The 23,445-nt window shown below is 57.5% G+C and carries 12 protein-coding genes; 2 read left to right on the forward strand and 10 right to left on the reverse strand.

The genetic code is table 11. From position 1 onward, the window contains the following. The 7 genes from NQ491_RS08740 to hemW all read right to left on the reverse strand — a co-directional run bounded on the left by NQ491_RS08740 (position 1) and on the right by hemW (position 12,464). A complete protein-coding gene (locus NQ491_RS08740) occupies positions 1 to 747 on the reverse strand; it encodes a UDP-2,3-diacylglucosamine diphosphatase (RefSeq protein ID WP_019246878.1) in 747 nt (248 codons plus the stop codon). Further along, positions 747 to 1,904, reverse strand: coding sequence for a TlpA disulfide reductase family protein (locus tag NQ491_RS08745; RefSeq protein ID WP_147524751.1), 1,158 nt, complete (start codon positions 1,902 to 1,904; stop codon positions 747 to 749). The genes NQ491_RS08740 and NQ491_RS08745 overlap by 1 nt, the downstream gene beginning before the upstream one ends. Positions 1,905 to 2,114: 210 nt before the next feature. Beyond that, on the reverse strand, positions 2,115 to 3,329 hold the full coding sequence (locus tag NQ491_RS08750) for a glycoside hydrolase family 57 protein (protein ID WP_019246880.1): 1,215 nt from the start codon (positions 3,327 to 3,329) through the stop codon (positions 2,115 to 2,117). Positions 3,330 to 3,363: 34 nt separating this feature from the next. Further along, a complete protein-coding gene (locus tag NQ491_RS08755) occupies positions 3,364 to 4,650 on the reverse strand; it encodes a glycosyltransferase family 4 protein (RefSeq protein ID WP_232423218.1) in 1,287 nt (428 codons plus the stop codon). A gap of 231 nt (positions 4,651 to 4,881) precedes the next feature. Further along, complete coding sequence (locus tag NQ491_RS08760) at positions 4,882 to 6,819, reverse strand: amylo-alpha-1,6-glucosidase (RefSeq protein ID WP_019246883.1); 1,938 nt, start codon at positions 6,817 to 6,819, stop codon at positions 4,882 to 4,884. 179 nt (positions 6,820 to 6,998) lie between these two features. Continuing rightward, the gene (gene glgP / locus NQ491_RS08765) at positions 6,999 to 11,267 is read right to left on the reverse strand and encodes an alpha-glucan family phosphorylase (protein ID WP_019246884.1); all 4,269 of its coding nucleotides are present in this window, start codon (positions 11,265 to 11,267) and stop codon (positions 6,999 to 7,001) included. Between the two features lie 72 nt (positions 11,268 to 11,339). Next, complete coding sequence (gene hemW / locus NQ491_RS08770) at positions 11,340 to 12,464, reverse strand: radical SAM family heme chaperone HemW (protein WP_026089816.1); 1,125 nt, start codon at positions 12,462 to 12,464, stop codon at positions 11,340 to 11,342. 92 nt (positions 12,465 to 12,556) lie between these two features. Here hemW and NQ491_RS08775 point away from each other — a divergent pair, with 92 nt between their 5' ends. Further along, on the forward strand, positions 12,557 to 12,952 hold the full coding sequence (locus NQ491_RS08775; protein WP_019246886.1) for a VanZ family protein: 396 nt from the start codon (positions 12,557 to 12,559) through the stop codon (positions 12,950 to 12,952). 205 nt (positions 12,953 to 13,157) lie between these two features. Next, the gene (gene pckA, locus NQ491_RS08780) at positions 13,158 to 14,765 is read left to right on the forward strand and encodes a phosphoenolpyruvate carboxykinase (ATP) (RefSeq protein ID WP_019246887.1); all 1,608 of its coding nucleotides are present in this window, start codon (positions 13,158 to 13,160) and stop codon (positions 14,763 to 14,765) included. Positions 14,766 to 15,147: 382 nt separating this feature from the next. Here pckA and NQ491_RS08785 read toward each other — a convergent pair whose 3' ends face one another. From NQ491_RS08785 to NQ491_RS08795, 3 genes are all read right to left on the reverse strand, one after another. Beyond that, complete coding sequence (locus NQ491_RS08785; RefSeq protein WP_026089817.1) at positions 15,148 to 17,409, reverse strand: DUF6562 domain-containing protein; 2,262 nt, start codon at positions 17,407 to 17,409, stop codon at positions 15,148 to 15,150. Between the two features lie 199 nt (positions 17,410 to 17,608). Continuing rightward, positions 17,609 to 20,095, reverse strand: coding sequence for a DUF6562 domain-containing protein (locus NQ491_RS08790; RefSeq protein ID WP_026089818.1), 2,487 nt, complete (start codon positions 20,093 to 20,095; stop codon positions 17,609 to 17,611). Positions 20,096 to 20,245: 150 nt separating this feature from the next. Then, complete coding sequence (locus NQ491_RS08795; protein ID WP_026089819.1) at positions 20,246 to 23,347, reverse strand: DUF6562 domain-containing protein; 3,102 nt, start codon at positions 23,345 to 23,347, stop codon at positions 20,246 to 20,248. Between the last annotated feature and the right edge of the window lie 98 nt (positions 23,348 to 23,445).

Consider the following 23,445-nt stretch of genomic DNA (forward strand, 5'->3'; position numbering starts at 1 on the left):
TCAGATTTTATCCGGATAAGAGTGCAGCGCAAATCCTTCGGGACCGAGCGTGCCGTAGGTCGGCGAATCGATCCATTCGCCGAGGAAAGCGATCCGGCGGCCGTCGCCGAGCGGAAAGATTTCCGCGCAGTGAATGTGCCCGCAGACGAACAGGTCGACCTCCGGATGGGCGGCCGAATAGTCGGCTGCGAAGCGGACGATCGGCTCCTGCTCGCCCCGGAACGTGTGGGCGATCGGCTTGGAGAGACGGTTCGAGCCGCTCCACCATTGCCCGAAGCGCATAGCGAAGTTCGGGTGCAGCCAGACCGAGAACAGCCTTTGCAGCGTTCGACAACGGAACAGCGCGCTCAGCAAGCGCCCGCCCCGTCCGCGCGGACCGAGCACGTCGCCGTGTCCTACGAGCACTTTCTGTCCGTACAGGTCGAACAGCTCGAAAGGGCCTCTGTGCAGCGTGACGCCGCATTCGGAACGGAGGTAGTCGTATGCCCACAGATCGTGATTGCCGGCGAAAAAATGGACGGGAATACCCCGGTCGGTCAGTCCCGACAGTCTGCCCAGCAGGCGCGTGAATCCGCGCGGAACGACCCGCTTGTACTCGTACCAGAAATCGAAGATGTCGCCGACCAGAAAAATTCCCTCGGCGTCGGCCGACACTTCGTCTAACCAGCGGACGAACAGCCGCTCCCTGTCGTCGGCCGTGCGGCCGACGCGAAGTCCGAGATGGGTGTCCGACGCGAAATAGTACATTACTTGGCGAGTTCCGAGATTTTGGAGCTCAACCGCTCTCCGTACAGGTTCTTGCCGGCGATCCGTCCCGAGCGGTCGATCAGCACGTTGGTGGGGACTGATTGCACGTTGTAGCTCATCGCGGCGATTCCGGCCGTTCCGCGCGGGTCGAATACGCAGGTCCACGGAAGCTGCTGCTTCTGCACCGCGTCGATCCATTCGGCCTTTACCTCGTCGAGCGATACCTGATAGATGGCCAGAGTTTGCTTGCCGAACCGTTCGTAAAGCTCTTTGAGCTCGGCGTTGCGTATGGCGCTTTGCGGGTCCCGGCTCGACCAGAAGTCGACGAGGATCACGCGGCCGTTCTTCTCGGTCAGCTTCTGCGTTTTGCCGAACAGGTCTTCCAGCTCGATTTCGGGATAGCTCTGCGGGCTCTCGGCCTTGCGGTTGATTTCCTCGACCATGTTCAGCGCCGTCTGCTGCCGCTCGATGTCTTTGTTCAGCGCCGCTACGTGCGGGGAATCGGGATAGCGCCGTCCGAGCGAGTCGGCGACGATACGGTAGTAGACGATGTCGCTCTGCGGGTTGAACAGCGAGGGGTCGTTCGGCAATCTTTGATAAAGCGCGTAGATGGAGGCCATCGAGGAGGCGTTCGAGACGATGAAATTGATGTGCTCGCGCTTGATCCGGAGATAATCCTGCGTATACCGATCGAGAATCTCCTTCCGGCGCACTTCGTGCGCCGCATCGGCCGGCGTGGCGGCGTACAGTCTCGACAGCGAGTCGAGCGTGGCGACGCTCCGGTCGTAGAACCGGTTGAATTCCATGAGGATTTCCGAGTCGGGCGAGCCTTCGATCGTATAGTTGTGCGACAGGTCGCAGAGCGAGTTGACGGCGATTTTCTCCCCGGGCGAGACGATCAGCGGGATCACGCTGCCGTTGCACAGCAGGTTGAAGAACGTGGGCGCGGCGACGGGCAGTTCGACCCGGAAACTGAAATCCCCTTGGCGCGACGTGACGGTCGAATCGACTACGGTCCGTTGCTGCGTAGTCACCATTTCCAGCAGAACCGTGTCGTGGGACAAACCGGAGAACGTGCCGTCGATCCGGGCTTTCTTGCCCTGATCGCACGACCAGAGAAGCGCGGAGGCGGAGAGGAGCAAAAGAATTTTTTTCATTCCTTGAGCCATGTGTTTGAATGCGTGCGGCGGGCGCCGGATTTCCCGGACGGCTGTTTGCCGAGTGGCGGGCCGCGCCGGTTTCGCTTTGAGCAACAAAAATATAACAATTTTCCGATATATAAAACGTCCCGACGGCCATTTATCGTATACGCCGAACGGGCGGAGCGGCCCGAAGCCGCCCCGCCCGTTCGCCCGCGCGCCGGCGCCTCAGGCCGGAACGGCCCGGATCGCTTCGCCGTATTTCTTGTCTACCTCGATCTCGAAGTCGCTCAGAACGTTCATATAGTTGATGAACGCCTCGTAAGGCGAGTCGTACGGATTGAAATAGCTGTGCACGTCGCCGTCGGAAAACCATTTGGTGGCCATGTAATAGAAATGATCCGAACCCTGCAGGAAATTCCAGACATAGGTGAAATCCGGATGGTCGATCGCGCGGATCTTGTCGCGGAGCCTGTACAGCTTGTCGAACGCCTCGTTCTGAAGCTCGTTGCCGATCCATGCCGTCACGTCGCGCTCTTCGTCGGCCCACGAGATCGGGTAAGGCGAGTGCAGCACTCCGACGGGCTGGAATTTTTTCGACACTTCGCTCGGCGTGGCGAATTTCAGCGATTTGGTCGCCAGCACCTTGGCGGGCAGGGCGGCCATGAAGTCGAAAATGCCCGTCTCGGCCCACTGGTGCTCGCCGAAGGTCTCGTAGTCCATGAACAGATTGACGGTCTCGCCCGGCATGTCGGGGCTGGCGAGCCAGCCGACGTATTTGTCGGCCGTCAGCGGCCACTCGCTCCAGTTGCGGTCCGAGAAACGGAACGCGATGTCGTCGCTGAGCTTGAAGTTGCGCAGCAGCAAGTGCAGCTTCGGGTTGATCGCGTTGGCATAGACGAAGTTCGGACTTTTCCAACCCAGAATGTGCTTCGCCCCCTCGGTGAGCATCGTGCGGAAGCCCAGCGAGGCGACGATCTCCCCGATACGGTCCGAATAGATCAGCTCGGTGTTGCGGAAAGCCTTCGGCTTGACGCCGAACTCCTGTTCGATTGTCCGGCAGTGTTGGCGAATCTGGTCGACGAATTCCTCCTCGCTGACCAGCGAGGCCAGCGAGTGGGCGTACGTTTCGGCCAAAAACTCGACGCATCCGGTGCGGGCCAGCGCCTGAAAGCTGTCGAGCACTTCGGGCGCATACATCCGGAACTGCTCGATCGCAATGCCCGAGATCGAGAAAGCGACTTTGAATTTCTTGCCGTTTTCGCGGATCAGCTTCAGCAGCAGCTCGTTCATCGGCAGATAGCACCGACGGGCCACTTTCTGCATGATCGTCCGGTTCGCGTAGTCGTCCAGGTAGAGATGGTCCTTGCCCATGTTGAAGAAGCGGTATTTCTTCAGTCGCAGCGGCTGGTGGACCTGAAAATAGAAGCAGATGGTTTTCATATGGCGTATTCCTTTTTTGTATTTCCGATCCGTTTTACAGCAGGCTGCGGTAGACGTTGGCGACTTCGCCGGCGGCGTTTTCCCACTTGAGATTGGTCACCTCTCCCAAGCCTTTCTCCGTTGCCATTTCCGCCAGAGCGGGATATTCCACCAGACCGTAGATGGCGTCGGCCAGCGCGTCGACATCCCAGTAATCGACCTTGATCGCGTAGTCGAGCACTTCGGCTACACCCGACTGCTTGGAGATGATGACCGGCACGTTCGACCGCATCGCCTCGAGCGGCGAGATGCCGAACGGCTCGGATACCGACGGCATGACGTATACGTCGCTGAGCGCGAACATTCGCTGCACCTCGTCTCCCTTGAGAAATCCGGTGAAATGGAACCGGTCGGCGATGCCGAGCTTGGCCACGCGGCGGACGATGTGCTTGAGCATGTCGCCGCTGCCGGCCATCACGAAGCGGACGTTGCGGGTCTTTCGGAGTACCTTGGCCGCCGCCTCGACGAAGTAGTCCGGTCCCTTCTGGTAGGTGATCCTGCCGAGGAAGGTGACGATCTTGTCGTTTACGCCTCGCTCCTGAGATTGCGCTTGCTTGGCCGAAAAGCGGACGGCGTTGTGCACCGTGACGACCTTCGAGGCGGGGATTCCGTATTTCTCGATCACGATGTTGCGCGTAAGGTTGCTCACCGCGATCACCCGGTCGGCTTCGGTCATGCCTGCCCGCTCGATGTCGTAAACCTGAGGGTTGACGTGTTCGCCGCTGCGGTCGAATTCGGTCGCGTGCATGTGTACGACCAGCGGCTTGCCCGATACGCGCTTGGCCGCGATGCCGGCGTAGTAGGTCAGCCAGTCGTGGGCATGGATCAGATCGAACTGCCCGGCCAGATCGCGGGCTACTTGGGCCGCGACCATCGCGTAGCGGGCGACTTCCTCCATCAGATTGGCCCCGTATTTGCCCGAGAAACTGTACCGTTCGGTCCATCCCTCCTTATCGAGGATCGTTCTGCCGGTACGGCGGTACTCCTCGGCATAGGAGTCGAACTCCTCGGGAGCGACGTACGGCACCATGTTCGAATCGATATGGATAAAGGTCAGTTTCTCCCACACGTCTTGCTCCCTCGTGTCGCCGAAAGGCGTCTCGATCTCGCTGGCGTTCACGACCCGCACGAAACGCTGATCTTCGTCTCCGTAGGCTTTCGGAACGACGAAAATCACTTCGATGCCGTGCTTGGCGAGCCCGCGAGTCAGCCCGTAGGAAGCGGTTCCCAGTCCTCCTGCTATATGGGGCGGGAACTCCCAACCGAACATCAGTACTCTCATGGTTATTGTCTTTTTTCTTTCGTTTCGTTGTTTGCTCGCGACCGTTTCAGGTCGCATGGACTTTCGCTTCGGAGGCTTCCGCAAAGCGACGGCCCGTCTCCTTGTCCGTCGGCTCCGTGGCCGAGCTCCGGGGAGACGGAGCCAAAGGCTGCCGGAGCCCGGCAGCCGGAAATCCGTCCCGGCGCATAACCGGTATGCCTGCACGCTTCATTCCAAAGAGGGGCGTCCCCGTCATTTTTTTATTTCGTAAGCTTCGATCATCTGCGCTATGCGCAGAATAGCACCCACGCTCCACGCTTGGGAGACGGCCCCTCGAGGATTATGCGGAGGATCTCCGTCGTAGATCTCGTTGATCGACGCGATACCGCTCACGCTGATATCCTCCTCGAAATTCTTCAGCATGTCCCTTGCTTCGGGGAGAAACGCCTTCCCGTGCATGTCGAAGCAGGCTTTCACGTAATGTTCCAGCAGCCACGGCCATACGGTTCCCTGATGGTAGGCCCGGTCGCGGGTCGGCTGGTCGCCTACGCAGCGTCCTTCGTAGAGCGGATTGCGGGGCGAGAGCGTGCGGAGCCCCTTGGGGGTCAGCAGGTGGCGGCGGACCGTGTCGATCACGCTGCGCTTCATGCCCTCGCCGAGCATGCCGTAGGGCAGCGAGCAGGCGATGATCTGGTTGGGACGGATGAACGTGTTTTGTCCGTGTTCGTCGACATAGTCGGCCAAAAACTCTTCGCGCTCGTACCAGAACAGTTCGAGGAACGACTTCCTGATTCGTTCGGGCATCGGTTCCCACCGTTCGACGAACGCCGTGTCCTTGCTTTTCCGTGCCAGCTCGAGCGCATAACGCACGGCGTTATACCATAGCGCATTGACTTCTACCTGATAGCCTTCCCGTCCGGTGACGGGCTTCCCGTCTACGACGGCGTCCATCCACGTCATCGCGTACCGGGGATGGGCGGCCCATACCAACGCGTTGTCGTCGACGCGCACGTAGGGGTTCGCGCCGTCGCGGTAGGCCTCGAGAATCGCCTTCATGGGGCTGCCGTATTTCTTCCACAGCTTTCTCGGTCCGCCCGCGAAAGGCTCGTAAGCCTGCAGCGTCCAGAAGAACCACAGCGGCGCGTCGACCGAGTTGTACGCGTTGCCCATGTTCGGGAACAGGCCCCCCTGCATTTGCGAGACCATCGTGTCGAGCACCTCGCGGCACGAGCGGTCGTCGCCTTGGGTCAGCGTGATGCCGGGCAGCGCGATGAACGTGTCGCGGCCCCAGCGCCCGAACCACGGGTAGCCGGCCACGACCTCGGTCCGGTCGCCGTTGCGGACGATGAACTGGCGGGCCGAGTGGCGCAGGCACGACAGAAAGTCGATTTTATTGGAGCGTCGCGAGAGCTCTTCCTCGAAGACCTGGTCGAGCGTCGACGGATCGACCGGCTCGGTCGAGCACGAGAAGATGACGCTCTGCCCCTTGGCGATGTCGAGCTCGAAATAGCCGGTCGTGAGCAGGTCCTCGTGGCCCGGATAGCCCCGGGCGATCTCCTCGCCGTACTCGAAGTTGTAGTACCAGTCCGGCGCCGCGACGAACTCGCTGGGCGCGTCGATCTGCATGTGCAGCCACGGAAAGCCTTCGTAAAGCCGGTTGCGGACTCCTCCCTCGATCGGATAGCTCCGGCCGTCGGCCTCCATGTTGGCGCGGCCGACCGTATGCCGGTCGCGGAACGCCAGAAACGGTCGGAGCCGGAGCTGGGTCTGCGAGCGGGCGTCGAGCAGCGTGTAGCGGATCAGCAGTTGCGTCCGCGAGTGGATCCACAGCAGCTCCTTCTTGAGAATTACGCCGCCGACCCGGTAGGTGATGGCCGGCGCGGGCGTGTAGGTGAAATCGGTGATGTATTTGTGCCCCCGGGGATCGTAGACTCCGGGAAACCGGTGAATCGCCAGATTGAACGACTGCTCGTGCTGGACGACGGTTTCGTCGACCGACGACAGAAGGACGTAGTTGTTCTCGTCCCGGTCGTCCTTCGGGCAGACCATCAGTCCGTGGTACTTGCGCGTATTGCAGCAGACGATCGTCGTGCTCATGTACCCGCCGGCCCGGTTCGTACTGAGCATCTCGCGCTGGAGCGAATACTCCAGATTGCCCAGTTCGTTCTTGTCGAAATGTAAGACAGCCATACTTCCGTTCCTTTCTTGTTTGCTACCCGTAAATCTAATAAAATTTTGTGCCATTTTCAAGTAAAAAACGTCTTTATTCGCCCGTCTATTATCCGCCGGACCGGGAATTTCCGAGAGGAAGGAATAGACGTGGCCGACGGCCGGTTTCCTGCTTGGCTGTTACCGTATTATCCCGGATGTCAGGCCCATTTTACGAGCGCGAAGTCCATCCGGTGCGGCAGCTTGTCGTTTTTCGGAAACACGCGGATCGCCATGTCGAACGATCCGGTCGACTCGGGGGTCGAGCGGACCGAGTAGAAGGCGCGCGACCCGTCCTGACGGACGAAAGTCAGCTCCCGTTTGGCGATGACGCGCACGTTCTTGTTGTCGGTGATCTGGTCGGCGAGGATCATCTCGACGCCGATATCCTCGGGCCGCAGCCCGTCGATGTCGACGACGACCTCGACGTCGTACCCGTGGCCGATCAGGATGGCTTCCTTGTCCATGTTGAACTGCTCGGTGTTCACGACGTGCACCTTGTCCCATGCGCTGCTGACGCGGCGCTTCCATGCCGCGATCTCGCGCGCCATCCGGAAATCCTCGGCGACCATCCGTTCGTGACGTTCGTGCAGCTTGCGGTAGAACCGCTCCTCATAGTCGTTGAGCATCCGGTTCGTCGTGAAGTTGGCCGCGATATCGGCCACGCAGACCTTGATCGATTCGACCCAGTCGTGCGGAACGTTGTTCTCGTCGCGCCGGTAGTACAGGGGGGCGATCTCCTCCTCGATCGTATTGTAAATCAGTTCGGCGTCCATTTCGTTCTGGAAATCCTGATTCTCGAACGTGCGCTCCATCGGAAGCATCCATCCGCCGCCTTTCTTGTAACCTTCGACCCACCAGCCGTCGAGCACGCTGAATTGCAGTACGCCGTTCATCACGGCCTTTTCGCCGCTGGTTCCGGAGGCTTCGAGCGGGCGCGTGGGCGTGTTGAGCCATACGTCGACGCCCTGCACCATGCGTCGGGCCAGTTCCATGTCGTAGTTCTGCAGGAAGATGATCTTGCCCGTAAACTGAGGCATGGCGGCCACCTCGACGATCCGCTTGATGAGGTCCTGACCCGGCTTGTCGTTCGGGTGAGCCTTGCCGGCGAAAATGAACTGCACGGGCCGCTCGGGATTGTTCACGATGCTGTCGAGCCGGTCGAGGTTCGTGAACAGCAGGTTGGCCCGCTTGTAGGTCGCGAAGCGGCGAGCGAAGCCGATCGTCAGCACGTCGGGCCGCAGCGACTCCTGAATCCGGATCATCTGCCGGGGCGAGTCGAAGCGGAACTGCTTGGGATCGCTCACGCGCTTGCGGATATGGTCGATCAGCTTGTTCTTCAGCACGAGCCGGGCGTCCCACAGTTCGCGATCGGTGATGTCGTGCACCTTCTGCCATGCCGCGATCCGGTAGTCCTTATTGCGGAATCCTTCGCCGAAGTATTTAGCGTACAGTCGCTTGAGATTCGCCGCGCACCAAGTCGGGAAATGCACGCCGTTGGTCACGTAGCCGATATGGAGCTCGTCCTTGAAATAGCCGGGCCACATGCCGCCGAGTATTTCCTTGCTCACCTCGCCGTGCAGCCAGCTGACGCCGTTGACCTCCTGCGACAGGTTGCATGCCAGAAAACTCATCGAGAACTTCTCGTTCGGGTCGTTCGGATTCGTTTTGCCCAGGTTGATGAACTGGTCCCATGTGATTTCGAGCCGGTCGGGGTAGTGCGACATGTACTGGCGGATCATCGATTCGGGGAAGGCGTCGTGCCCTGCGGGCACGGGCGTATGCGTCGTGAACAGCGACGACGAGCGCACGACCTCGAGCGCTTCGCTGAACGAGAGCTTGTCGTTGTGGATCAGGTTGCGGATCCGCTCGATGCCGGTAAAGGCCGCATGCCCTTCGTTGCAGTGGTAGACGTCCTGCCGGATACCCATCGCGTTGAGCGCCCGGATGCCGCCGATGCCGAGCAGCATCTCCTGCTTGAGCCGGTTCTCCCAGTCGCCTCCGTAGAGGTGGTACGTGATCGAGCGGTCCTCGCTCTGGTTCAGGTCGTGATCCGTATCGAGCAGGTAGAGCTCCGTGCGTCCCACGTCGCAGCGCCAGATGCGCGCCGTGACGACCCGGCCCGGGAAGGCGATCTGTATGCTCTGCCAGTTGCCCTGCGCGTCGCGGACCGGACTGATCGGCAGTTTCGCGAAGTTCTGGGCCTCGTAGCTGACCTCCTGCTCGCCGGAGGCCGACAGCTTCTGCGTGAAATAGCCGTATCGGTACAGCAGTCCGACGGCGACCATCGGCACGTTCTTGTCGCTGGCCTCCTTGAGGTAGTCGCCGGCCAGGATGCCCAGCCCGCCGGAGTATATCTTCAGCGAACTGTGCAGTCCGTATTCCATGCTGAAATAGGCGATCCGGGGTCCTTTCGCATGAGACTTTTCCTTCATGTAATCCTTGAACTGCGCATGCACGGCGTCCATTTTCCCGAGGAAAATCTCGTCTTTCTCGAGCGCCAGAAGCCGGGGGTATTTCAGTTTGTCGAGGAAGTTGATCGGGTTTTTCTCGCACCGGATCCACAGATCGTTGTCGATATACTCGAACAGCTCGTGGGCGCCCATCGTCCACGACCACCAAAGGTTCTTGGAGAGCTCCTCGAGCGGATGCAGCCGCTCGGGCAGCTTGCGCTCGACCATCAGCCGGCGCCAGGTCGGCGTGTTGGGAACCAGTTGCTGCTTGACGAAGTTGATCTGTTCGTTGAAAGCGCCGCCTCCGTCGTATACGGCGCGGTGTGTCCGCGTGTTCATCCGGTCGAGCGCCCGATCGTAGGCCCGGTAGTAGAACTCGATCAGATTTTCCCACAGCGCGATTTTCGATATTTCGAGCGCCGAGGCGCGGTAGGTGTCGTATTCCGCCGCGTTCATCATGCTGAAACGCGCCAGCACGGCCGAGATTTTCTCGACTACCTCCGAGTCGTTCGTATCGTTGCGCGAGATGACGTCGACCCCTTTGTGTTCGTCGAGTTTCTCGGCCACCCACTGTCCGAATCCCGTCAGCGACGTGGTGATCGTCGGCACGGAGAATGCGATGCTCTCCAGCGGCGTATAGCCCCAAGGTTCGTAATACGATGCGAACACCGTCACGTCCATGCCGCACAGCAGCTCGTAGTAATGCTTGTCGAAAATGCCGTCGTTGCCGTTCAGGTACGACGGGACGAAGATCAGCTGCACGGGACAGGAGGGGTCCTGCAGCCGGGAGTTCTTGATCCGGCCGATGATCGGGTCCCACTCGGGAGCCGACAGATAGTGCGTCAGGTTGCGGATTACCGTCGGATCGATCGGCGAGCCGGGGTCTTTCAGATGCGCCTGAAGGTCCTTGCGCGGGCCGAGGTTGCCGGCCGGAACGGTCACGTAGGCCAGTACGGGCCTCGGCAGCGAGGCCGATTCGGAGAGTTTCAGCAGCGAGTCGACGAACACGTCGAGTCCCTTGTTCTTGAATTCGTACCGGCCGCTGGTGCCGACGATCAGAGGCTCCGTGTCGTAATGGATGCCGAGACAGATTTCGGCTATTTCGATCATTTGTTTGCGCGAGGCGGCCCGCTTGGCGTCGAGCTCGGGCTGAGGCCAGACGAAATCGTCCTCGAAACCGTTCGGCGTGACCAGATCGACCTCCTTGCCGAGCAGGTACTTGCACTCTTTGGCCGTCAGATTGCTGACCGTCGTGAAGCAGTCGTAGTTCGCTGCGGCCGTCTTTTCGAGCGAGTGCTTCGCGACTACGCCGAACCGGCGGGCCAGGTCGTCGGCATTCAGTCGGGGCATGTCGCCGTACAGGGGCATGCCGTTGCCGGCTATGCTGCGACCCATGACCGTCGCGTGCGTCGTGAAGACCGACGCGACATAAGGCGAATGCTTCTGCAGGTACAGACCTCCGCTCGAAGTCATCCACTCGTGGAAGTGGGCGGTCACCCGGTCGGTCGCCTTACAGAAGAAGTTGACATAGCTTTCGATTACCTTGCCCGCCGCCGAGCCGAACAGCACGGGCTCGATGTAGTCCCATTGCCCGCTGATCGAGTCGACCCGGTACGATTCCCACAGAAACTTCAGCACGTCGTCCTTGCTCGAGAAAAACTGGCTGAAATCGACCAGAATCGCGATCGGGCTTCCCTTGACTTTCCAGTGTCCGATCTTTACGCGGATATTGTCGTTCGTGAAAAGCGCCTGCCTCCAGTCTTTCAGCAGCTCAGAATCTTCTTCGAATTCCAGATTGACGTCCTCGCGGTGGACATCGGGACCGATCAGTATGTAGCGGTCGCCCAACTGCTCGGTGATCGTGAGCGCCTTGGTTGCGATGACGGTGTGTATTCCGCCGACTTTGTTGCACACTTCCCAGCTGACCTCGAACAGGTAGTCCGGCGTCATTTTGACTTCGTTACTTCTTTTTTGCATCTTACGGCATTTTAGTATTTCTTCGTAATGTATCTTGTGCATAGCGTTGCGGGCACAGGACTCCGGCCGGCGTCATTCCACGTCGAACAGATCGGAAATGATGCTGTCCGAAATCAGGTAGCGTTCGGCAGGAATGTAATATACGGACTTTCTCTGCACGATATTTCCCTGTGCGACGAATTTTTCGGCTTGGGCGACAAAATATTGCAATTTGCGTGCCCCGAATCGCGCCGACAGTTCCCGCGAATCGATTCCTTCGTCGGTCCGCAAACCGGTCATAACGAACTCGTTGTATGCGTCCTTCGGGGTGATCTCCTCGGTTTCGTACTGCGTTCCCTCGGGTTCCTTGCGCAAATATTCCCGCACGTCGGAAACGTTCCAGCGCCGTCTGTCGCCGTCGAACGAATGGGCCGCCGGACCGACGCCCAGGTAGCGGACGCCTTTCCAATAGCTGCTGTTGTGGCGCGACTCGAAGCCGGGGCGGGCGAAGCTCGATATTTCGTAGTGCCGGTATCCTGCGCCGGTCAGCACGGCGTGCAGCAGCGCGTAGTGCGCTTCGCTCAGGCGCTCGCCGGCCGGGTGGAACGCGCCGCGCTCGAAGCGTTTCCCGAGTGCCGTGCGGGGCTCGACGGAGAGGTGGTAGGCCGACAGGTGCGGCACGTCGAGCGACAGAAAGTCGTCCAGCGTCCGCCTCCATTGCTCGACGGACAGTTGCGGCAGACCGTAGATCAGGTCGAGCGACAGATTGGCGAAACCGGCCGCCTGCGCGTCGCGCACCGCTCGGAGCGCTTGCCGCGCGTCGTGCCGGCGGTTCATCCATCTCAGGTCGCGGTCCAACAGCGACTGTACTCCGATGCTCAGCCGGTTGGTCCCGGTTCCGCGCAGCGCTTCCAGATAACCGGGGGTCAGGTCGTCCGGATTCGCTTCGACGGTGATCTCTTCGATCTGCGTGTCGAACGTGTCGCGGACCGTGCGTATCAGCCCCTCCAGTTCGCGGGGCGTGCAGATCGTCGGTGTCCCTCCTCCGATGTAGAGCGTTCGCACCGTCTCCCCTTGCAGCTCGTGCGCCCGCGAAACCAGTTCGTGCGACACGGCGGCCAGCACGGCGTCTTTTTTGGCAAGCGTTGTGCAGCTGTAGAAGTCGCAGTAGCAGCATTTGCTTTTGCAGAACGGTATGTGAACGTAGATGCCTGCCATAGTTTCGTATTGAATATTGGCCGTATCGCCGGGAAAGCGTACTTTTGCGGGAAAGTCCTTGCCGGAGGACGGTCCCGGACCCATGCAAAAATATGAATAAAAACAGATACGGTTTCGTTGTCGGAGGACTTTTTGTGGTCTGGACGGCGGTGATTTTGCTTCTGTCGCTCGTTCCGGGCGACGAGCTGCCTCCGGCGGGCTGGCTCGCCCGGATACCGCATTTCGACAAGATCGTCCATTGCGGCTTTTATCTGATCGAGACGGGCTTGCTCGTCCTGTGGTTCCGTCCTTCGCCGCGGGGAAAGTTTTGGATCGTAGCGGGAGTCGTCGCGTTTTCCGGCGTGATCGAACTTGTCCAAAGCGTTTGCGGCCGCAGCGCGGACTGGCTCGATTGGGCTGCCAACGCGCTCGGCGCGATGGCAGGCGTTCCGGCGGCCCTTTGGTTCGGGAGGCGGATCGACCAAGGTACGCGGGCTTCCCGCAAGTGATGCCGTGTTTGCGGTAAGTCATTGCTGCACTGTGTAATATGGTGAATCGGGGCAATAATAATTTTTTTTAATATTTTAACTGTTATTCATGTAACAATACGCAAATAATTTTTAACTTTGCGGCGTCTCAGGGCCCGTTACGGGAGTAAGACAAATAATTCAAAAAGACGGATTAGGAGTAGTATTCACTAAAATAGAGAAAGTTATGTCAAAGATCGATTTGAGCAAGTACGGCATCACGGGCGTGACCGAGATCGTACACAATCCTTCTTACGAGCGGTTGTTCGAGGAGGAGACCAAACCGGGACTTCAGGGTTTCGAAAAAGGTCAGCTGACCGATATGGGAGCGGTGAATGTGATGACCGGCGTTTACACCGGCCGTTCGCCCAAAGACAAGTTCTTCGTGATGGACGATACGACCAAGGACACGATCTGGTGGACGTCCGACGAGTACAAGAACGACAACAAGCCTCTGTCGCAGCAGAGCTGGAAAGTGCTGAAGGAAATCGCCGACAAGCAGCTGTCTGACAAGCGTCTGTTCGTCGTCGACACGTTCTGCGGCGCTAACGAGAACAGCCGCCTGAAGATCCGCTTCATCATGGAAGTGGCATGGCAGGCCCATTTCGTGACCAATATGTTCATCCGCCCGACGGCCGAGGAGCTGGCGGCTTACGGCGAGCCCGACTTCGTCGTGCTGAACGCGTCGAAAGCCAAGGTCGAAAATTACAAGGAGCTGGGACTTAACTCGGAGACGGCCGTCGTCTTCAACCTGACCGAGAAGATGCAGGTGATCATCAACACCTGGTACGGCGGCGAGATGAAGAAGGGCATGTTCTCTTATATGAACTACTTGCTGCCGCTCAAGGGCATGGCGTCGATGCACTGCTCGGCCAACACCAACCTCGAAGGTAAGAACACGGCTATTTTCTTCGGTCTCTCGGGAACGGGCAAGACGACGCTGTCGACCGATCCGAAGCGTCTGCTTATCGGCGACGACGAGCACGGCTGGGACGACGAGGGCGTCTTCAACTTCGAGGGCGGCTGCTATGCCAAGGTAATCAATCTGGATAAGAACAGCGAGCCCGATATCTGGAATGCGATCAAGCGCGACGCGCTGCTCGAGAACGTAACGGTCCGCGCGGACGGCTCGATCGATTTCGCCGACAAGTCGGTGACCGAGAACACCCGCGTGTCGTACCCGATCTATCATATCAAGAACATCGTGAAACCGGTTTCTAAGGGCCCGGCCGCCGAGAAGGTGATTTTCCTGTCGGCCGACGCGTTCGGCGTGCTGCCTCCGGTTTCGATTCTGACTCCCGAGCAGACCAAGTATTACTTCCTGTCGGGCTTTACGGCCAAGCTGGCCGGTACCGAGCGCGGCATCACCGAGCCGACCCCGACCTTCTCGGCTTGCTTCGGCGCGGCTTTCCTGTCGCTGCATCCGACCAAGTACGGCGAGGAACTCGTCAAGAAGATGCAGAAGTCGGGTGCCAAGGCCTATCTGGTGAACACCGGGTGGAACGGTACGGGCAAGCGTATTTCGATCAAGGACACGAGGGGTATCATCGACGCGATCCTCGACGGCTCGATCGACAAGGCTCCGACCAAGAAGATCCCTTATTTCGATTTCGAGGTTCCGACCGCGCTGCCGGGCGTCGATCCGAATATTCTCGATCCGCGCGATACTTACGCCGATGCGAAGCAGTGGGACGAGAAAGCCAAGGATCTGGCCGAGCGCTTCATCAAGAACTTCAAGAAGTTCGAGGGCAACGAGGCCGGCAAGAAGCTGGTAGCCGCCGGTCCGAAGCTGTAATCTCGACCGGTTCGTAAAACGGGCGATTCTCGGGGAAAAGAACGCCTTTAGATCGATGTAACAGCCTAAGGAATTGGGCTGTTACATTTTTTATAATAAGATGAGACAACGAAAAGGCAACGGTTCCGTTTCCCGTATTTTGCGTTTGGATTCATCGTTTCAAATAACCGCTTACAAGACGGTCGGATCCGTTGAGAGAGTCGGATTCCCTATGGTTCCTCAAGACCGTCGGTCCGTGCCGGTACGTCGCTACGGAGTCGGCCGAGTTTCCGGATTCCGGACCGACTTCAAACCATTGACAAAAGGGACCGTATAAACTCGTTATACAGTCCCTTTACTTATTCTGCGCGGAAAATATTCCGACGCTATGTCCCGGTTAAGACTATTCGGGTATTACTTGCCAAGCCTGCTGTCCGTTGTAGGTGGTCTGTACCGACTTGTAGCCCGGAGCGACAAACGTATCGTCCGCTTCGCCCGTGTTGTCGCCCGTTGCGGGGTTGTAGTTAACGAAAATACCTCCGTAAATTTCAACCGTGGCACGACCGGCTTTCCGGTCGGCATCCTGAATGTTGATGACCGGATACCAACCGTTGATGGGATTGCCTTGCGTTTCGAATACACCGCCATAAATCTTCAGGTGAGCCTTTTGAGTGGGGCGTGCCGTTGCTACCAAAATACACGAGTTGGCAATTCCGGAAGCATCCGTACCGACGGTGAAGTATCCGTCCTTGATCGTCGTAGTGCCCTCCGCAATACGGATCGCCGCATTGGTCCCTTTGCTGCCGCTGCCGCCGTCAACGGTAATGGCGCCGTCGATAACCAGATCGGGGCAACCGCTGTAGATGCCCGCAACGTTTGTGGCTGTACTGTTTTTCGGTCCGACGATGGAGCCTTTTCCGCTAATAACCATCTTTTTGCACGATTTGCTCACTTGGATGCACTGTTGCAATGCGGAGCCTTCCTGCGCTGCCAATACCGCACCCTCTTTCAGAGACAAGGTGGCGGAAGCTACCGAGGAGATATAGGGAGAATCATCGATAGTCATACTGCTCGAAACGATGACGATATCGCCGCTTTTCAAGGCTGATTCCAGATCCGCAGGCGCTGTTACCTCCGTACCCTTCACCACCGTGTAAGTTCCGTTAGGAGCCGGCTCGGCAGAGGTCTTGATCGCCGTGTAGCCCTCCGCAACGAAGTTTTTCACCGGATTTTCCGTCATCGAGCTCGACGGATCGTAATTGATGAACGTACCGCCGTATACGTTGATGGCGGCACCCGAGCCGTCTTTCAGGTTCAGCACCCAATAACCGCGGTTGTTGGCGCTCTTCGACTCGAACGTACCGCCGTAGATGTTGATAACGGCCTGCTGATCCGCGTAGATAAGGTCGAGCTGTGCGTTATGGTCATTATAGTCCTGATCGTTGACAAAATTACCGCCGTAGATGTTCACCTTCGCATCGCCGTAAGCATATACGGCCATGCGGTAGCCGTCTTCGTTGGGCTTGGTTCCGATAGCCTTAATGTCGCCGTCGCCTTTGATATTCAGGGTAGCGCCGCCTTTCACTTCGAATACGGTGGTGTTGCCATAGCGTGGATCTGTATCAGGAAGCGAGGTCGTGTTGATGATGTCCTTACCGTTCAGGTCGATCTCGACCGTCTTGCCGGTTTCCACGACCAGCGGGGCTTCGACCGTCACGTCTTCCGACAGGGTGACACTGCCGCCGTTGGCGAACGCTGCGTGCAGTTCCTCCGCCGTAGTGACAACAGAGATGTCGGGCTTGTAGAACTCCGGATCGATCTCGACGGTGATATCGCCCTGCTTGGTCAGCAGGTTACCCGATACCATGGTGCGGTAGTTGCGGCGGATAGGAATGCTCTTGAAATCGCTGTTGGCCGAGATCTCGTTGCCTGCTGCATCGAGGAACGTCATCGTGAAGTCGGCCAGCGTAGCCTGTTCGACAGGCGCCCAGATGTAGTCCACCGTCAGCTCGCCGGTGGCGTTGAGCACGTCGGCCGTGTATTCCACGGCAGCCTCGCCGCTTTCTTCGCCCGTCAGTGCGTTGAACGTGTTCGGAAGAGACGTGAAATTCACTTTCACCTTCGCGGGTTTCAGGTCGGCCGCATTGTCGGGAATCGCCGCGAGGTCGAGCGTCTTCACGTTCAGCTGGCCGAAGGGACGGCGGAGCGTGAACGTCTCCGAGAAGGACTCGGTAACCGTGTAGTCTTTCTTGCAGAGGAAGAAGGCGTCGAACTTGTCGTCGTTGCCGGTGTAGTCTGCATCCGATCCCAGCTTGATTGTGCTCAGGTCATCGGTCTCGTAACCGGCCTCCGAGCAGTCGGCCCAGAATACGAAGTCATACTTCTGCTGGGCCACCAGCCGCAGGTTGAACGTTGCGGTGTTGCCCGTTACCGTTGCGGTCTGCTGCTCCCCGTAGGGCTGGCCGTTTCGGTAGATTTGGAGCAGGCAGCGGTCGATCTGCGAGCCGTCGCCGAAATCCGCCGCTGCGGCACGGGTCTGTACTCCTTGCGGAATAGAGACGGTAATCGTCTGAGAGGTCGCTCCTGCGGATGGAGAGACCTCGTCCTTCTGACATGCGGTCAGGGTCATCGCAAGGCCCGCCGCCAATAGGAATAATTTTCTCATAACTGATTGGTTTTTAGAGAATTACCCCCCCCGAAGAAGCCCCGAAGAAGTTGTAACTCAGCGGTTTGTAAAAAATGTTATTAATAGAACTCGTTTCGTGTTCCTTTGTACCCGCAGGAGCGGTTAGGCTCCTGCGGATTGTTTATGTTTTATCGAAAGGCGTTCCGACACCTTTCGTTCGTTTTATATCTGAGATCAGCTATCGGGAGGCAGGGACAACGGCCCATTTCAAATTGTCGCCGTCTGTTATTGCTTGCCATTGATATCCGGCAGCCGGATCATAAACGGTATTGGTTACGTGATTGTAAGCCTTGCCGCTGAATTTGCCGCCTTTGAGGATTACGCTTCCGCTTGGCCGTCCGGCGTCGTTGTCGCCCGATACGACCGCACTGGTGCCTTCGATCTGCAATCCCGTCCTGACGTTGGGAGCGAAAAACTCTCCGCCCGTGATCGTGACTTCGGCGTTGCTGCTTACATATAGCGCGTAAAAGGCATCCTGCTGTCCAGAGGTATTGACCGTATAGAACTTACCGCTGCGAATCTCGGCCTTGGCATTCTCTTCGATGGAAACAGCGCCCTGAATACCCTTGACCTCGCAATTCTCGATCAATACCTCGGAGCCGAACAGACGCATCGCGTAAGCCCAGTGCTGGCCATTATCCAGATTCGAAGAAGTGGACTCGAAATAGCTGTCAATCAAGGTAACAGTTGCGGTGTTCGCACTGTTACGCCCCATACCGCAGAGGGTGAACTCGCCCGAGATGATCCGGGCATTCCGGATAGTTATGTTCGCGTCGTTCCAATAGGCGATCGCTGCAGTGTTGTAGGAACTTCCGTGCCAATGGTGTTCGGGGTCGTTGATCAGCGTGACGCCTTCGATCAGCAGATCGCCTCCCGTAACATGAATCAACGATTTGTGTTCGTGTACATCGGAAGCGGCGGCAGCTACGGCCGTAGAGGCAGCCGCACTGTTGTCGATCGTACCTTTGCCGGTCAGCGTGAGACCCTTTTCGGCCGTCAGAAAATTCGCGCTGCTGAGTTGGATGGTCGCCCCTTCCTCGATGTCGATGGTTTTGTGCTCGGTGAAAGTAAGTTCATCGGAATTCTTGTCCGAAAGGTCGATGTCGGCAGTAACCTCGATGTTGGCTATTTCGGGATCGGCCAAAGCTCCGATCAGTTCATCCGCATTCTCCACTTTTGCATTTTTAACAACCTGGAACGTGCCGTTCGGCGCCGGGGTCTCTGCAATTTTGACTGCTTTGTAACCCTCGTCCACAAAGTTTGTACCGGCTCCTTCGGCCGCATTGTCGGCAGGATTGAAATTCTCGAAGGTACCGCCCGTCACCACGATGGAAGCCTTGCCAGCCTGACGGTTGGGGTCATAACAATTGAGCAGGAAGCGGTAGGGGTCTCCGCCGTCTGAAGTCTGGACAATGCTGAACGTACCGCCCTTGATTTCGGCCTTGCCTTCATGAACATAAACCGCCGAAATATTTCCGACGAAAATACCGTCTTCGATAATCAGGGTTCCTCCGTACTGCACGTCGCACGCGTAACAATCGTTATCCTTACCCTTTACCGTACCGTTCTTGACGGTAAGCGATCCTCCACGGACGGAGAACAGCGACCAGTCGTTTCCGGCCCACACATCTGTTTCGTTCATAATCGTATGCCCGTTCAGGTCGATCTCGACCGTCTTGCCGGTTTCCACGACCAGCGGGGCTTCGATCGTCACGTCTTCCGACAGGGTGACGCTGCCGCCGTTGGCCAGTGCGGCACGCAGTTCGGGATAGTCGTTGATGTCGGGCTTGTAGAACTCCGGATTGATCGTCACGTTGAACGTACCCTGTTTGGTCAGCAGGTTGCCGGATACATTGGTGCGGTAGTTGCGGCGGATCGGAATATTCTTGAAGTCGCCGTTGGTCGAAATTTCGGTCGTGCCGTTGAGGAACGTCATCGAAAAATCGGCCAGCGTAGCCTCCTCGACGGGCGCCCAGATGTAGTCCACCGTCAGCTCGCCGGTGGCGTTGAGCACGTCGGCCGTATATTCTGCCGCTGCCGTCGTCGTACCTACCTCGCTTTTCCTGGCATCGAACGAAGTCGGAACGGCCGTGAAAGCCACTTTCACTTTCGTCGGCTTCAACGCGGGATCGGGAATTGCCGCGAGGTCGAGCGTCTTGACGTTCAACTGGCCGAAAGGACGACGCAAGGTAATGTTTTCCGAAAAAGCTCCCGTTACCTGGTAGTCGAGCAATGCGCCGGTAAAGGCGTCGAATTCGTCATTGTTACCCGCATAGTCGCCTTTCACCGTGATATTGGTCAAATCGTCCGTATTATAATGATCTCCGGTCGAGCAGTCGGCCCAGAAGACAAAATCGTAGGTCTGCGAAGCCACCAGACGCAGGTTGAATGTTGCGGTCAGCTTACCATCGGTGCCTTTCTGCACGGTGGCTGACTGTTGTTCGCCATACTTCGCCGGAGTCGTACCCGAGCGGTAGATCTGAAGCAGGCAACGGTCGACTTTCGCCCCGTTGCCGAAATCCGCCGCCGTGGCACGGGTCTGCATCCCTTGCGGGATGGTAACGGTAATGGTCTGGGAGGTCGCTCCGTCGGATACGAGCCCCTCGTCCTTCTGACACGCGGTAAATGCTGCCAGCATTCCCGCCAATAGTAGAACTTTATTCATAAAATGTTGAGTGTTAGTGAATTACCCCCCCCGTTCGGGTTTTCCGGAAGGGAGGCAGTAACTCAACGGTTTACAATTGATTTTTAAGAACTTGTTTTCTTTTTTCTCTTGTACCCGCAGGAGCGGTCAGGCTCCTGCGGATTGAAAGTGTTATTGAGCCACGACCTTGAACGGATAATTCGGGTCGTCGTTACCGGCAAAGACATAACCGGCTGCGGGTGCTATATCTCCGCTTATATTGGCGTCGTATCCCTTGTTCTGGAATTCGCCGCCCGTAAGGTCCAGCGTATTGTTTTTGCCCACATACACGCATTTGTTCGGTGCCGAGGTGCTCGTGCTGCGGAATTTGCCGCCTGAGACATGGGCGGTGACGCCGGTCCCGTATGCCCCGACAAAGAGCGCATAGTATTGTCCATTGCAGATGAACTCTCCGCCCGAAATCGTTGCGGATGTCCCCTCATGCAGGCGCACGCAGCCGAAGTTGCCGGTAAGTGTACCGCTCGTAACGGTCAGAACGCCGGAACCATGCATCAGCAGGCAATAATCGTTGCCGCCTTTCGATGTAATGGAGCCTCCGTTGATCGTAACGCTTTTTCCGTAATTGTTCTGGATGGCGTAATGGCCGTTGGATTCCAGTGCACCTCCGTTGATTACCACGTCGCCCGTGTTGAATACGATCGCGGCGTCGCCCGTGCCGGTCGCCTGGAAGTTGCCGCCGTCGATGGTGACTTTGCCCTCGTTGGTGATGATATTGGCGGTTGCCGTCATCGTGCCCTCGCCCCGGATGGTCAGCTGGCTCTTGTTGATGATCTGCGATTTGCCGACAGTCAGCGTAACAGCTTTCTTAAAGTCGATGACGGTAGGTTTCTCGATCGCAATCTCGCCGCTCGTTTCCGGAATTTTCGTCAAATCATAATGATACCATACATTGACGTTGCCACCGTCTTTCAAGAGGGCAACGAAGCGTTTCAGTTCGGTCCAGCGATCCTTAACAACGCCATCCACGATCAATTTGGCCGTGCTTATGTATCCTGCAGTGAAATTGGAAGCCCACCAGCCCATATATTCATCGGTGAAATAGCCGGTTGCTACTTCGTCTGCCTGTTTATCCACCTTGTTGTTGCGGAGTTCCACGGTGTACTTGTCGTAAGTGTCGGCTTTTTTCGACACATTTACCATATTGCCGATAAATGCGTGGGAGAAACTTTGCTCCATAGCATAGAACAAATCGCCGTCGCTATAGGAATCCGCATCCTCACCTTTATAAGTATTGTTGAGAGTAATGCCGCTGACCGAGCAGCCCTCAATAAGCACGTTGCGCTCGAAAGTCTGGAAATAACCGATAAGGCCGGCAGCTTGCGAACAGCAGGTGAACGTTTCGGGATTAAATACGTCGATAGAGCAAGCGGTTACCGAGCAGTTGCGGACCGTGACATCTTTCGAGCTTGTGCTGACGAAACCGATCAGGCCGCCGATTTTCTGAACGCTCTTAATGGCTGTATTCTTCATATGACAGTTTTCCACCGTACCGTAGTCCATGCGGCCGACCAATGTACCGCCGCGATAGCAGGTCACTTCGGCGCCGTCGATCGTGAGGTCTTTCACGTTGCCCTGAAGCACATAGAAGAAACCGCCGTAGTAAGTGCCTTTACCATTAGGTTGACCTGTGGCGTTGTCAACGTAGAGGTTCTTGATCGTATGGCCGGCGCCGTCGAATTCCACGAAGCCTTTGCCTTCCGTATCGATCGGAGTCCAAGGGCTATCGGCAGTGCCTTTAAGGTCGATATCGGCCGTCAGCACGATTCGGGCACACTTGCTTTGGGCAATCAGGTCGATCGCTTTTTTCAGCGTAGCGACATCGCCTGCAGCATAAGTCGTAACAGTTCCGGCTCCTTTCTCGAATGTAATTTCCGCAACCGTACCGTAGATCTCTACGTTGCCTTTTACGACATTCAGTTTCGCTACTTCAACGCCTTCGGGCACGATCAGCGTATTGTCGGCCGTCGTGGCGTCTATTTCCCCGAAGGAGCCGTTCAGGATAACCGTCGATTCCGGGGTGTCGATGGTCAGTTTTCCGGTGGTATTGGCCGTGATGGTAATATTGGCGGGAGCTTCCGTGTTACCTTCCGTTCCACTGGCCTGATCGTCGTATTTTACGGTAACGGGGTTGCTCGTTTCGGGCAGCGTAAGCGAAATTTTCACGTCATTGTCCGTAGCATAGATCTGCGGTATCACGATCTCGTTGCCCGCTGTATTCGCCAGATTCTTGACGATGATATCGGTCGCACCGCTTTCGAGGGCCGCCTTGACATCAGCCGCGCTTTCTACTTCCGCAATCACTTTCTCAATGGGGCCTTCCGGATCGAAAGTCGGATCGATCGTCACGCTGATCGTGCCTTTCTTGGTCAGCAGGTTGCCCGACACATTGGTGCGGTAGTTGCGGCGGATCGGAATATTGGTGAAGGCGTCGTTGGTGCAGATCTCCGTGCCGTTGTTGAGGAACGTCATCGAGAAATCGGAGAGCGCGGCCTCGGATTCCGTGGCCCAGAGGAAGTCCATCGAGATCGTGCCGTCGTTTTTGGCCAGTTCTTCCGACGTATAGGTCACGTCGGCCGATCCGCTCACTTCGCCCGTCAGGGCGTTGAACGTCGTGGGCAGTCCCTTGAAAGCGACCTCGTATCCCGTGGGCTTCAGCGCCTCGTCCTTGATTTCGTTCAGGTCGTTGGTCTTTACCACCAGCAGGCCGAAAGGACGCTTCAGGGTGATGTTGTCTCTCGTGAAGGAACCATTGACGGAAATAGTCTCGTGGTAGAAGAACGCGTCGCGCTCGTCGCTGTTGCCCACGAACTCGCCTTTCTCCGTGATGGCTTTCAGACCGCCCGTTACAGTGTTGTATACTTTATCGTCGAAACCTTCCTCACTGCTTGAATTTGCCGTAGCGCAGTCGGCCCAGAACACGAAGTCATACTCCTGCGAGGATACCAGCCGCAGATTGTCGAACGTAACCTGCTTGTTGCTTACCGGTTTTACGATACGGTTGTAAAGCTGGTCGCCGTGGTAGATTTCCAGAATACAGCGGTTGGCCGAGGTACCGGTGCCGAAGGCATCGGTCACGGCACGGCTTTGCACTCCGCTCTGCGGAATGGTCACCGTAAACGAGGATGCAGCTGTCGTATCGGATACGAGCCCCTCGTCCTTCTGACACGCGGTAAATGCTGCCAGCATTCCCGCTAATAGTAGAACTTTATTCATAAAATGTTGAGTGTTAGCGAATTACCCCCCCCCCCGTTCGGGTTTTCCGGAAGGGAGGCAGTAACTCAACGGTTTGTATTATTGTTTATATATCGGTT

Source organism: Alistipes ihumii AP11, assembly GCF_025144665.1.
Lineage (GTDB): Bacteria > Bacteroidota > Bacteroidia > Bacteroidales > Rikenellaceae > Alistipes_A > Alistipes_A ihumii.

What these genes read in the sequence shown, in the direction of transcription:
- NQ491_RS08740 (WP_019246878.1), bottom strand. Translation starts at nt 747, where the DNA reads ATGTACTATTTCGCGTCGGACACCCATCTCGGACTTCGCGTCGGCCGC.
- NQ491_RS08745 (WP_147524751.1), bottom strand. Translation starts at nt 1,904, where the DNA reads ATGAAAAAAATTCTTTTGCTCCTCTCCGCCTCCGCGCTTCTCTGGTCG.
- NQ491_RS08750 (WP_019246880.1), bottom strand. Translation starts at nt 3,329, where the DNA reads ATGAAAACCATCTGCTTCTATTTTCAGGTCCACCAGCCGCTGCGACTG.
- NQ491_RS08755 (WP_232423218.1), bottom strand. Translation starts at nt 4,650, where the DNA reads ATGAGAGTACTGATGTTCGGTTGGGAGTTCCCGCCCCATATAGCAGGA.
- NQ491_RS08760 (WP_019246883.1), bottom strand. Translation starts at nt 6,819, where the DNA reads ATGGCTGTCTTACATTTCGACAAGAACGAACTGGGCAATCTGGAGTAT.
- glgP (WP_019246884.1), bottom strand. Translation starts at nt 11,267, where the DNA reads ATGCAAAAAAGAAGTAACGAAGTCAAAATGACGCCGGACTACCTGTTC.
- hemW (WP_026089816.1), bottom strand. Translation starts at nt 12,464, where the DNA reads ATGGCAGGCATCTACGTTCACATACCGTTCTGCAAAAGCAAATGCTGC.
- NQ491_RS08775 (WP_019246886.1), top strand. Translation starts at nt 12,557, where the DNA reads ATGAATAAAAACAGATACGGTTTCGTTGTCGGAGGACTTTTTGTGGTC.
- pckA (WP_019246887.1), top strand. Translation starts at nt 13,158, where the DNA reads ATGTCAAAGATCGATTTGAGCAAGTACGGCATCACGGGCGTGACCGAG.
- NQ491_RS08785 (WP_026089817.1), bottom strand. Translation starts at nt 17,409, where the DNA reads ATGAGAAAATTATTCCTATTGGCGGCGGGCCTTGCGATGACCCTGACC.
- NQ491_RS08790 (WP_026089818.1), bottom strand. Translation starts at nt 20,095, where the DNA reads ATGAATAAAGTTCTACTATTGGCGGGAATGCTGGCAGCATTTACCGCG.
- NQ491_RS08795 (WP_026089819.1), bottom strand. Translation starts at nt 23,347, where the DNA reads ATGAATAAAGTTCTACTATTAGCGGGAATGCTGGCAGCATTTACCGCG.